Source organism: Ectothiorhodospira sp. 9100 (genome assembly GCF_022227565.1).
GTDB lineage: Bacteria > Pseudomonadota > Gammaproteobacteria > Ectothiorhodospirales > Ectothiorhodospiraceae > Ectothiorhodospira > Ectothiorhodospira marina.
In genome coordinates, this window is the sequence record NZ_JAJNAN010000068.1 from 1 (window position 1) to 11,497 (window position 11,497).

The window sequence follows — 11,497 nt, forward strand, 5'->3', positions numbered from 1 at the left end:
GCCATTGTTCCCGCGTCTGCCTGTAGGGGTCGTTCGTGAACGACCCGAGCGGTGTCTTCGGAGTCACCGTGCTCAGTGTATGGGCGCCGGTCAGCGACAAACAATGATGAGAGTCACCTGACAAACAGGATGAGAAAGCCGAGACCTTGGGTGGTCGAGGTGGGGTTTGTCAGTCGGTTCTCGAACGACTGCTATGTGGCGTTTCTCAGGGCGGTGGGCGACATGACTTGGGCAGGCCAACGGATCACACCCCGCTCGGTGGCTACCGCATCCAGGTTCACGTCCCAGGGGCGGCGGGGGAGGGTGTCCACCTGCTGGAAATCATAGGCCAGGCCCAGCAGGCGGGGACGGTGCCAGTGGCGGTGGCGGTTACGGTGGGCGAAGGTGGTGTCGTAGAAGCCGCCGCCCATGCCCAGACGGGTGCCTTTATCATCAAATCCCACCAGAGGCGTGATGATCAGGTCCAGGGCGCGAGCCGGCACGCGGTGGCGCTTGCTCACCGGGGGTTCGGGGATGCCGAAGCGGTTGGGGATCAGGCGGGTGTCCGGATCCCAGGCCACAAACCACAGCAGCCTGGGGTGAATGGGTGCCAGCACCGGCAGGTACAGCCGTTTGCCGGCAGCACGGGCCGCAGTCATGAGAGGGGTGGGGTCCACCTCGCCGCGATCCGGCAGGTAGACGGCAATGCGTCGGGCCGAGGTGAACAACGCGCTATGCACCACGTGGCGGGCAATACGGTGTGACCGGGCGAGGCGCTCCGCCGAGGGCAGGGCGAGTCGTTGCGCGCGCAGTGTCTGGCGGAGGGTCTTCATGGCCTGGCCTGAGTGCAAAGGGGATCCCATGAAAAAGGCCGGACCCGTGACAGGCCCGGCCTTGCTTTGTAGAGGACACGCTCCGCGAATGCCGTGGCGACTTTCGACCTTGAACCAGCGGTTCAAGTGGGTGCCGTCGCAGTGAATCAAGGCTTTCCGCTACGTGGCGGACATGCACAACATCACTGCAGAGTGGCTCCCGGGGTAGTTCATTAGGCTCAAGGATAATACCCAGCCGCTCACGAACACCGCAGAGGTGCCCAAACCTTAAAATCGTTGTGGGTGCAGGGCTTCAACATACCATGGTCCCTGACCTTAATCTTCGCGGCCAAGCGCCGCTCCCACTGAATTGTCAGTGTTCTTCGCCTTCCTTGTCCAGGGCCGAATCAACCCGGGCACGCAAGGCCTGAATCCGTTTGTCCATCTCTGCCTGCTGATCCTTCAGCGTGAGCAGTTCGTGGGTGATGTTCAGGGCCGCCATCACGGCGATCCGGTCTCCGCCCACCACCTTGCCGGTGTCCCGGATCTCCCGCATGCGGCGATCCAGCAGGCTGGCCGAGGTGATCAGGGCATGGCGCTGATCTTCCGGGCAGGCCACCCGGTATTCCTTGCCCAGGATCTGAACCGTGACCGGTTCAGCGACGGCTTCCGTCATACGGCCTGCTCCATGGACTTGAGACGGTTGATCATCGATTCCACCTTGATGCGCGCCTGTTCTCCACGCTCGGTCAGTATGGACCGTTCCGTGAGCAATTGCTCGTTTTGGTGACGCAGCATGCGGTTTTCATCCCGCAGCCGGTCGCAGGCACGCGCCAGCGCTTCAACCTGCGTTTCCAACTCGCGCAGGGTCTGATGGGCTTCGGCGCTGTGGTGAATCGTGTTCATGGGCTCAATATAGGCCTGCCCGCCGGGGGGCGTCAACGGGGCCACCCGTCCCCTTCGCGGTGATCGTCACGGGGCCCGACGGGATCCCTTCCGCGCACCGGCGGGGACGGCCTTGAACCAGGCTGTCGTGTGGCCATCCGCGGTGAGGTGGCCCATGGCCTCGCGTGGCGCGAGCTTGCTAGACTGTAGGATCCTCAGGCCTTCATGGATCCGCGCACATGCCCCCGGATGACCTTTCCGCCTTCGCGTCGGCCCCCGAAGGTTCCGTTGTGGTCGAGTCGGTCACCACCGCGGGCAAGCCCTGCCGCATCGTCGATACCACCGGTACGGTCCGTCGGGACGTGCTGGCCTCGCTGCTGGAGCAACTGATCGCCGAGCGGCGCTTCGGTCTCTCCGCCCTGTCGGCGGCGGGGAGCGGGGTGATCAACCTGGATGAGCCCCAGTTTGCCCATGTGCAACTGGACGAGGCCCTGTATCGTCTGATCCTGCTGCCTGACGAGGCGCGGCTGGAGCTCTTCTGATTCCATCGGCCCCCGGGTTGATGCCACCCCATGGGCACCGGTCGGCCCGGAACCGTTTGCCGCCGATTGTTGTCCTGATCGCTATCCCGTGATGAGATTGCCCCATGTTGCCTCAATATCAAACCGTTGAAGATGCCCTGCAGACTGCCGGTGCCACCGCCGGTGCCGCCGAGGTGCATGGCACCCTGTGCGGTATGCTCAGTGCCAACCTGGGGGCCGGGGTGGAGGGCTGGATACGTGAACTGTTCCCGGAGGCGCAGCCTGGCGAGTTGCCTACCGGCGAGCCCCGGCAGTTGCTGGGCCAGCTGTTCGACGAGACCCGTACGCAGCTCTCGGATGCCCTGCTGAGCTTTGAACTGCTGCTGCCCGGGGATGATGACGACCTGGATGGCCGGGTCTCGGCCCTGGGCCACTGGTGCCAGGGATTCCTCTATGGGTTGGCCGTGGCCGGCGTGACCGATCCGGGCAAACTGCCGCAAGACTCGGCGGAGTTCATCAAGGACCTCTCCGAGATTGCCGGTACCGGTTTCGACGTGGAGGAGGATGAGGAAAATGAAGAGGCTTATCAGGAGATCCAGGAGTACATCCGCATGGGGGTGCTGCTGGTCAGCGAGGAACTCCAACCCTTGAAGGGTCCATCGCGGATCCAGTAACCGGGACCCAGCCCCATGCCCCTGAACAAGACCCAGCAAAAGGAATTCGCCCGCCGCCGCCGCCAGCTCATGCGTGCCATGGGGGGGGGCGGCATCGCTGTGATTCCCGCCGCTCCGGAGCGGGCACGTAATCGCGACGTGGAATACCCTTACCGCCAGGACAGCGACTTCTGGTACCTCACCGGTTTTACCGAGCCGGGGGCAGTGGTGGTACTGGTGCCGGGTCGGGAGCAGGGGGAGTTCATCCTGTTCTGCCGCGAGCGAGATCCGGTGCTGGAGACCTGGCATGGCCGGCGTGCCGGTCAGGACGGAGCCGTGAAGGGCTTCGGGGCGGATGACTCCTTCCCCATCGGGGACATGGACGAGATCCTGCCGGGCCTGCTGGAAAATCGCGAGCGCGTGTACACCAGCCTCGGGCGTGACCCGGAGCTGGACAGAAAACTCATCGGCTGGGTGAACCGCATCCGCGATCAGGTCCGTTCCGGGGCCCGGCCGCCCCACGAATTCGTGGCCCTGGAATACCTGCTCCACGACATGCGCCTGTTCAAGTCCGCCTTCGAACTCAAGGCCATGCGTCAGGCGGCCAGAATCACCAGCGAGGCCCATGTTCAAGCCATGCGGGCCTGTCGCCCCGGCACCTGGGAATACCAGGTGGAGGCGGAATTGCTGTATGCCTTTCGCCGCGCCGGCACCGAGCCTGCGTATCCCTCCATCGTGGGAGGCGGGGAGAACGGCTGCATCCTGCACTACACGGAGAACGAGGCTCAGCTCAAGGAGGGCGACCTGCTGCTGATCGATGCCGGCTGCGAGTTTCAGGGCTATGCCAGTGACATCACCCGAACATTCCCGGTCAATGGGCGTTTCTCCCCGGCCCAGCGGGAGGTGTATGAGCTGGTGCTGGAGGCCCAGAAGGCCGCCATTGCCCAGGTGGTCCCCGGCAATCACTGGGATGACCCCCACATGGCAGCGGTCAAGGTGCTCACCAAGGGGCTGGTGGAACTGGGGCTGCTCAAGGGCAAGCCGGCCAAGCTGATCAAGGAAGGTGTGTATCGTCAGTTTTACATGCACCGCACCGGCCACTGGCTGGGCATGGACGTTCACGACGTGGGGGATTACAAGCTGGGGGATGCCTGGCGGCTGCTGGAACCCGGCATGGCCATGACCATCGAGCCGGGGCTGTATCTGAGCCGCGCCCTGAAGGGCGTGCCCAAGGCCTACCGGGATATCGGCATTCGCATCGAGGATGATGTGGTGGTGACGAAGGACGGGCACGAGGTGCTCACGGCGGACTGCCCCAAGGAGCCCGATGAGCTGGAATCCCTGGTGGGGACGCAGCCATGACACCCGCTGTGCCGGATGTGGATCTGGCGGTGATCGGTGGCGGCATGGTGGGCGCCACCCTGGCCCTGGCGGCGGCCCGCGCCGGATGCTCCGTCCGTGTGATCGAGGCGCACCCACCCGGGGCCGCCGGGCAGCCCAGTTATGACGATCGGGCGACGGCCCTCTCCCATGGCAGCCGCCGGATCCTTGAGGATCTGGGGGTCTGGGAGGCCCTGGCGCCCCAGGCCGAACCCATTCGCCGCATCCATGTCTCCCAGCGCGGCTATCTGGGGGCCACCCGCATGGATCACCGCGAGTATGGCGTGGAGGCCCTGGGCTATGTGCTCATCAATCGGCACCTGGGGCCGGTGCTGCATCAGGCCCTGGAGGCCAGCGGCGTGAGCGTGATGACCCCGGCGCGACTGCTGGATGACCAGGAGGGGGAGGATCACCTGATCCTCAAGGTCCGTCACGGCGAGGAGGCGCAGTCCCTGCGGGCCCGTCTCGTGGTGGGCGCCGATGGCACCGGCTCGCGCCTGCGGTCCCTGGCCGGGATCGATGTGCGCGAGTCCCCCTATGAGCAGTCGGCCGTCATCGCCAATGTCACGCCGGGGCAGGATCACCAGGGTGTGGCCTATGAGCGCTTTACCGATGAGGGGCCCATTGCCCTGTTGCCGCTTGGTCGCGGGCCGGACCATGAACGGCGCTGCTCCCTGGTGTGGGTGCGCCCACAGGCACGGATCGCCCAGACCCTGGCGTGGAGTGACGGGGAATTTCTGGCCCGATTGCAGGATCGTTTTGGCCACCGCCTGGGGTGTTTTCGCAAGGTGGGGCAGCGGACGGCCTATCCACTGAGTCTGGTTCGGGCGAAACGGGACACGGCCACCCGGCTGATTCTGGTGGGCAATGCTGCGCACACCCTCCATCCGGTGGCAGGGCAGGGGTTCAACCTGGCACTGCGGGATGTGCGCACCCTGGCGGAGCTACTGGCCCAGGCCCGGAAGGATGGCGAGGACCCGGGCTCTCCGGCCCTGCTGAGCGAGTATGTCTCCCGCCGCGAGGGGGATCTGGACGCGGTGGTCCACGCCACCGATGCCCTGGCGCGCCTGTTCGCCACCCCGTTTTCGCCCCTGGCCCATCTGCGCGGCGCCGGCCTGATGCTGCTGGACCGTTGCGGGCCCCTGCGACGGCAGGTGGCCAGGAAGGGGATGGGCTTGTAGACATCAGTGCCGTTCCGGCCTGGCTGAAACACGGAGAGAACACGCATGTCCGACGCGAAGACCCCGGAGTTCCACACCATCGTCATTGGCGGCGGCATGGTGGGTGCCGCCCTGGCGGCCGAACTGGCCCGGTCCGGGCACCGGGTGGCCCTGGTGGAGGTGCAGCCGCCGGAGACGTTCGACTCAAAAGGTGATTACGATCTGCGTGTCTCGGCCATCAATCGGGCGGCGCAGCGGGTGTTCCAGTCCCTGGGGGCCTGGGAGGGCATGGCCGCCTTGCGGGTCCACCCGTATCAGGCCATGGAGGTCTGGGACGCGGCGGGACCCGGGCGCATCCGTTTCGAGGCCCGGGATCTGGCGGAGCCGGACCTGGGCCACATCATCGAGAATCGCGTCGTGCAGCGAGCCCTGTGGGATCGGCTGGAGCAGGATCCCATGGTGGAGATCATCGCCCCGGATACCCTCATGGGGCTGGATGTGCGGCGCAGTCACGCCGAGGTCACGTTGGCCAGTGGTCGTCGGCTCAAGGCTTACCTGGTGGTGGGCGCCGACGGTGCCCGCTCGCGCCTGCGGGAGCGGGCGGGCATTCGCGTGAATGGCCGCCACTACGGCCAGCAGGCCCTGGTGGCGACCGTGCGCACGGCACTGCCTCATGAGGACACCGCCTGGCAACGCTTTCTGCCCACCGGGCCACTGGCCTTTCTGCCCCTGGGGGATGGGCGCTGCTCCATTGTGTGGTCGGCGGACGACGCTCGCGCGGAGGAACTCAGGGATCTGTGTGACGAGGATTTTTGTCAGGCGCTGACGGAAGGTCTGGAGTATCGCCTCGGCCAGGTGCTGGAGACCTCAAAACGGGCGGCCTTTCCCTTGCGCGGGTCTCAGGCGGAGCACTATGTGCGGCCGCGGGTGGCGCTGGTGGGGGATGCAGCCCATACCATCCATCCTCTGGCCGGACAGGGGGCCAACCTGGGGTTTCAGGATGCCCATGCCCTGGTTGGCGCGGTCTGCGCCCCGGGGGTGAGGGATGCCGGTGATCTTCGGGTGTTGCGTCGTTATGAGCGGTCTCGTCGCGGTGATAATCTGATCATGATGCGTTCCATGGAAGGCTTTCGGTATCTGTTTGGCAGTCAGCAGCCCCCGCTGGCGGCCCTGCGCGGTCTGGGCCTGAACCTGGCTCAGCAGGTGACGCCGCTCAAGCACCTGCTGATGCGCCACGCCCTGGGCCTGGGGGATGGCCGCTCCTGATGACCTGTGGGGGTGCATTTCTTTGGGAGCGGCCCCTGGCCGCGAAGGTTTTCAGGCATGGGGTTGAGTGGCCGCCTGGTCTGACGGCAGGCTTCGGCAGGCTGTACAATGTCACCTTCGCCACTGGGTGCCACGGGAACGATTCGCCATGAAAGAATTCTGGGATACCCGCTACTCCGGTTCGGAGTATGTCTATGGGACGGCCCCCAATGCCTATCTGCTGGCCCATCATGGCCTGTATCGGGCTGGGCAACGGGTGCTGGCCGTGGGGGATGGAGAGGGGCGCAACGGGGTCTGGCTGGCGTCACGGGGGCTGTCGGTCACTTCGGTGGACTTCTCCCAGCAGGCCTTGGCCAAGGCCCAGGCCCTGGCTCAGCACCAGGGGGTGATCCTGGAAACGGTCTGGGCGGACCTGGTGGGCTGGAAGTGGCCCAAGGGCGAGTTCGATCATGTGATCTCCATCTATGTGCATTTGCCCCCCGCTCAGCGCCGGCAGGTGCATCGGGCCATGCTGGAGTCGCTCAAGCCCGGTGGCTGGTTGTTGCTGGAGGCCTTTCATCCGGAACAGATCAATTACGACAGTGGCGGCCCCCGTAATCCCGATATGCTCTACAGCAGTGTGATGCTGCGCGAGGACCTGGTCGGTGCCGAGTTCATGGAGCTGGCCGAGGTGGCAGTGCAATTGAACGAGGGCCCGGGGCACCGTGGCCGAGCGGCGGTCACCCGGGCCCTGATTCGTCGCCCTGAATAGCCTCAGCCTATCTTTTCCATGAACTTTATATGACCATCAATGCTTCCGAACCCGTGGCCACTGGGTTATAGTGACCACATTGATATGGGTGCCACGGCGCCCTGGCAGTGTGGGAGAGACCCCTTACGGGGCGCCGAAGGCGCAACTTCCGCCCGGAAACGCTCAGGCAAAAGGACCGCGCTGCCATAATCGACTCTGGAGAGTGGTCTGTTTTCAGGCCCACCGAAGGGGATAACCTGTGCCTTGGCGCGGGTTTAATCTCTCAGGTTTCAGGACAGAGGGGCGGTCGACACAACGATACGTGTCGGCCGCCCCTTTTTCGTTTTCCGGGAGCCGAAAAGATGACGACACTCAAGCAGACAACACTCCATGATGCCCACGTCGCCGCTGGTGCCCGCATGGTGGACTTCGCCGGCTGGTCCATGCCGGTGCATTACGGTTCCCAGCTGGAAGAGCACCATGGGGTACGCCGCGAGGCCGGGATGTTCGATGTGTCCCACATGACCGTGGTGGATGTCACCGGCCCCGGTGCACGGGACTATTTGCGTTACCTGCTGGCCAACGATGTGGACAAGCTCAAGGAGGACGGTCGCGCCCTGTACAGCTGCATGCTCAATGACCAGGGTGGGGTGCTGGACGACCTGATCACCTATCGCCGTGATCAGGGTTACCGTGTGGTGGTGAACGCCGCCACCCGTGACAAGGATCTGGCATGGATGCAGCAGGTGGCCCGTGACATGCCCGGTGCCCCCCAGGTATCCGTGCAGGAACGGGACGATCTGGACATGATCGCCGTGCAGGGCCCCCAGGCCCGGGCGCTGTGCCTGCCGTTGTTGCCTGAAGCACTGCGTGCCGACGTGGAGGCCCTGTCGCCGTTCCGCGCCACGGAATGGCAGGACTGGTTCGTGGCACGCACCGGCTACACTGGCGAGGATGGTTTCGAGGTGGTGCTGCCCAAGGACCAGACCCGTGCCCTGTGGGATGCCCTGGCGGCTGCCGGCGTGCACCCCACGGGCCTGGGGGCCCGCGATACCCTGCGCCTGGAGGCGGGCATGAACCTCTACGGTACCGATATGGATGAGCAGGTGACCCCCCTGGAATCCGGCCTGGACTGGACCGTGGCCCTGAAGCCTGCCGACCGGGATTTCATGGGGCGTGCCGCGCTGGAAAAGCAGCAGGCCGAGGGGGCCACACGGCGCCTGGTGGGTCTGGTGCTCGAGGGCCGTGGCGTGTTGCGTGGGCACATGCCGGTGTCGGCAGGAGAGGCTGGCCAGGGTGAGACCACCAGCGGCAGCTTTTCCCCCACCCTTGGCGTAGCCATCGCCCTGGCGCGCATCCCCGCAGGCGCCGGCGAGCAGGTTCAGGTGGAGATTCGCGGCAAGCAGGTACCGGCCCGGGTGGTGAAGCCGCCCTTCGTGCGCAACGGCCAGGCCCTGGTCGAGATCCACTGAGACCCCATACGGTTTATATTCACGGGGGAGGCCGACCGGCCTCTCCCGTCCTCCCTTGTCACCTTATCCGCTGATTCTCGATTTCATCCTTTGGAGACGATCCCATGAGCCATGTCCCTGCTGAACTGAAATACGCCAAGTCCCATGAATGGGTACGCCAGGAATCCGATGGCACCCTGACCGTGGGCATCTCCGACCATGCCCAGGAGCTGCTGGGTGATCTGGTCTTTGTCGAAACCCCGGAAGAGGGCGCCACCCTGGAGGCCGGGACTGCCTGTGCCGTGGTGGAGTCCGTGAAGGCGGCCTCGGACGTGTATGCCCCCGTGAGCGGTGAGGTGGTGGCCGTGAACGAACAACTGGGTGACAGCCCCGAACTGGTGAACAGTGACGCCTATGGCGAGGGCTGGATCTTCCGCGTCAAGCCCGGCGATGCCAGCGAACTGGACGCCCTGATGGACGCCGACGCCTACAATCAGCATCTGGAGGCCGAGGGCTGAGGCGAACCCCTGACCGCCGCTTGCCTCAACACACGCCGCCAGCAGCCCGGAGACCCCCGAGAAGCCATGCCCTTCATTCCCCATACTGAATCTGATGTGCGCGAGATGCTCGACGCCATTGGCGCCGATAGCGTCGAAGCCCTGTTCGACGAAATCCCTTCCGCCCTGCGCGTGGACGGCCTCCGGGGCGTGCCGCCGGCGATGAGTGAAATGGAGGTCACCCGGCTGATGGAGGCCCGTGCCGGCGAGGATGCCACCTGCCTGAACTTCATTGGCGCGGGTGCCTATGAGCACCATATCCCGGCGGCCGTGTGGCAGATTGCCACCCGTGGCGAGTTCTACAGTGCCTACACCCCCTACCAAGCCGAGGCCAGCCAGGGGACCCTGCAACTCATCTATGAATACCAGACCATGATGAGTCGGCTCACCGGGCTGCCCATGTCCAACGCCTCCTTGTATGACGGGGCTTCGGCCCTGGCCGAGGCGGTGCTCATGGCGGTGCGCGCCAACCGCAAGTCCAAGGCCCGCAAGGTGCTCATGCCCACCAGCGTGCATCCGGCCTATCGTGCGGTGACGCGGAGCATCGTGGGCAGTCAGGGGATCGACCTGGTGGAAGTGCCTTTCGATCGGGCGTCCGGTCGGGTGGATGTGGCCTCTCTATCGGGCTTTGAGGGGGGGGATGTGACGGCCCTGGTGATCCCGCAGCCCAACTTCTTTGGCGTGATGGAAGAGGTGGACGCACTCACCGACTGGGCTCATGCCAACGGTGCGCAAGCCATCGGTGTGGTCAACCCCGTCTCCCTGGCACTGCTCAAGGCCCCCGGTGAATGGGGTGCCAAGGGTGCCGACATGGTGGTGGGTGAGGGTCAGCCCCTGGGGGCCCCGCTGTCTTCCGGTGGGCCGTACTTCGGCTTCATGTGCTGCCGCAAGGAGCATGTGCGTCAGATGCCGGGACGCGTCGTGGGCCGTACGCAGGACGCGGATGGTCGTGAGGGCTTCGTGCTCACCCTGCAGGCCCGGGAGCAGCACATCCGCCGCTCCAAGGCCACGTCGAATATCTGCACCAACCAGGGGCTGGTGGTGACGGCCGCCACCATCCACATGGCCCTGCTGGGGCCGGAAGGCCTGGAACGGGTGGCCGGCACCTGCATGAACAACACCGCCGCCCTGGTGGAAAAACTCAAGGCCAAGGGCTTCGAGGTGGCCTTTTCCGGGGAGCGTTTCCATGAGGCCGCCATCCGTTTGGGCGCCGATGCTGAACAGGTGATGCAGCGCATGGCTGACGAAGGTGTGCTGGGGGGATATCCCCTGGGCCGGGACGACCCGGATCTCAAGGATGTCTTGCTGCTGTGCGTGACCGAGACCAAGACGGAGGCAGACCTGGATGCCTATGTGGAGGCGCTGGAAACGGCGGTGTCATCCGTCAGATAGCGGGCCCACTGAACCGGGCTCGGGCTGGGATTGCCCAACCAATGAGCCCGGCCGTTGAGCCTGGGTTGACCGTTGCCTCCCCGCTGCGGTGCCGGAAATTGTCCGGGATCGGGTGGATGGGTAACACAGACCGGGGGCATGAACCCTCGATGCGGACCAAAACCGGAGGAGATTCTCCATGGCCAAGATCACTCTGCAGGGCAATCCCATCCACACCAGCGGTGACCTGCCCGAAGTAGGCAGCAAGGCACCGGCGTTTACCCTGGTGGACAAGGATCTGAACGACGTCAGTCTCGCCGACTTCAACGGCAAGAAGAAGATCCTGTCCATCGTCCCCAGCCTGGATACTCCTGTCTGTGCCCTGTCGGCAAAGAAGTTCGACGAGTGGGTGGCGGGGCGTGACGATGTGGTGATCCTCACCGTATCGGCTGATTTGCCTTTCGCTCAGGGGCGGTTCTGCGGCAGCGAAAATGTGGAGCGGGTGAAGACCCTATCCATGATGCGGTCACGGAATTTCGGCAAGGATTATGGCGTGCTCATCGTGGATGGTCCCCTGGCCGGGATCACGGCCAGGGCGCTGCTGGTGCTGGATGAGAAGGACACCATTGTCCACACGGAGCTGGTCCCTGAGATTGCCCAGGAGCCGGATTATGACAAGGCTTACTCCGCCCTTGGGTGAGTGGGCCGCCGCCCGCCCCTCACCCCAACCCC

At 65.1% G+C, this 11,497-nt stretch carries 13 protein-coding genes, 1 other RNA gene and 1 riboswitch; of the genes, 10 read left to right on the plus strand and 4 right to left on the minus strand.

Annotated elements, in window-relative coordinates:
- Positions 1-191: 191 nt before the first annotated feature.
- From LPW29_RS14090 to LPW29_RS14105, 4 genes are all read right to left on the minus strand, one after another.
- Positions 192-812 (minus strand): 5-formyltetrahydrofolate cyclo-ligase, encoded by a 621-nt coding sequence (locus tag LPW29_RS14090; protein ID WP_238628535.1) that lies wholly within the window; start codon positions 810-812, stop codon positions 192-194.
- 75 nt (positions 813-887) lie between these two features.
- Positions 888-1,072, minus strand: a non-coding RNA gene (gene ssrS, locus LPW29_RS14095) — 6S RNA.
- 92 nt (positions 1,073-1,164) lie between these two features.
- On the minus strand, positions 1,165-1,467 hold the full coding sequence (locus LPW29_RS14100) for a cell division protein ZapA (RefSeq protein ID WP_090253079.1): 303 nt from the start codon (positions 1,465-1,467) through the stop codon (positions 1,165-1,167).
- Positions 1,464-1,697 (minus strand): TIGR02449 family protein, encoded by a 234-nt coding sequence (locus LPW29_RS14105; RefSeq protein WP_090253081.1) that lies wholly within the window; start codon positions 1,695-1,697, stop codon positions 1,464-1,466. Before LPW29_RS14105 ends, LPW29_RS14100 begins: the two co-directional genes overlap by 4 nt.
- A gap of 218 nt (positions 1,698-1,915) precedes the next feature.
- On the opposite strand from LPW29_RS14105, the gene LPW29_RS14110 reads away from it, so the two are divergent.
- The 10 genes from LPW29_RS14110 (at position 1,916) to tpx (ending at position 11,465) form a co-directional block, all read left to right on the plus strand.
- A complete protein-coding gene (locus LPW29_RS14110) occupies positions 1,916-2,218 on the plus strand; it encodes a hypothetical protein (protein ID WP_238628536.1) in 303 nt (100 codons plus the stop codon).
- 104 nt (positions 2,219-2,322) lie between these two features.
- A complete protein-coding gene (locus LPW29_RS14115) occupies positions 2,323-2,871 on the plus strand; it encodes a UPF0149 family protein (protein WP_238628537.1) in 549 nt (182 codons plus the stop codon).
- A 15-nt stretch (positions 2,872-2,886) separates the two neighbouring features.
- Positions 2,887-4,212 (plus strand): Xaa-Pro aminopeptidase, encoded by a 1,326-nt coding sequence (gene pepP, locus LPW29_RS14120; RefSeq protein WP_238628538.1) that lies wholly within the window; start codon positions 2,887-2,889, stop codon positions 4,210-4,212.
- The gene (ubiH, locus tag LPW29_RS14125) at positions 4,209-5,411 is read left to right on the plus strand and encodes a 2-octaprenyl-6-methoxyphenyl hydroxylase (RefSeq protein WP_238628539.1); all 1,203 of its coding nucleotides are present in this window, start codon (positions 4,209-4,211) and stop codon (positions 5,409-5,411) included. The genes pepP and ubiH overlap by 4 nt, the downstream gene beginning before the upstream one ends.
- 45 nt (positions 5,412-5,456) lie before the next feature.
- A complete protein-coding gene (locus LPW29_RS14130; RefSeq protein WP_238628540.1) occupies positions 5,457-6,656 on the plus strand; it encodes a UbiH/UbiF/VisC/COQ6 family ubiquinone biosynthesis hydroxylase in 1,200 nt (399 codons plus the stop codon).
- Positions 6,657-6,804: 148 nt separating this feature from the next.
- On the plus strand, positions 6,805-7,407 hold the full coding sequence (locus LPW29_RS14135; RefSeq protein WP_238628541.1) for a class I SAM-dependent methyltransferase: 603 nt from the start codon (positions 6,805-6,807) through the stop codon (positions 7,405-7,407).
- Positions 7,408-7,507: 100 nt separating this feature from the next.
- A riboswitch (glycine riboswitch) is annotated at positions 7,508-7,595 on the plus strand.
- A gap of 153 nt (positions 7,596-7,748) precedes the next feature.
- A complete protein-coding gene (gene gcvT, locus LPW29_RS14140; protein WP_238628542.1) occupies positions 7,749-8,858 on the plus strand; it encodes a glycine cleavage system aminomethyltransferase GcvT in 1,110 nt (369 codons plus the stop codon).
- A gap of 104 nt (positions 8,859-8,962) precedes the next feature.
- Positions 8,963-9,355, plus strand: coding sequence for a glycine cleavage system protein GcvH (gene gcvH, locus LPW29_RS14145; RefSeq protein ID WP_238628543.1), 393 nt, complete (start codon positions 8,963-8,965; stop codon positions 9,353-9,355).
- A gap of 66 nt (positions 9,356-9,421) precedes the next feature.
- Positions 9,422-10,786 (plus strand): aminomethyl-transferring glycine dehydrogenase subunit GcvPA, encoded by a 1,365-nt coding sequence (gcvPA, locus tag LPW29_RS14150; RefSeq protein ID WP_090253106.1) that lies wholly within the window; start codon positions 9,422-9,424, stop codon positions 10,784-10,786.
- A gap of 178 nt (positions 10,787-10,964) precedes the next feature.
- Positions 10,965-11,465 (plus strand): thiol peroxidase, encoded by a 501-nt coding sequence (gene tpx, locus LPW29_RS14155; protein WP_090253109.1) that lies wholly within the window; start codon positions 10,965-10,967, stop codon positions 11,463-11,465.
- Positions 11,466-11,497 lie beyond the last annotated feature (32 nt).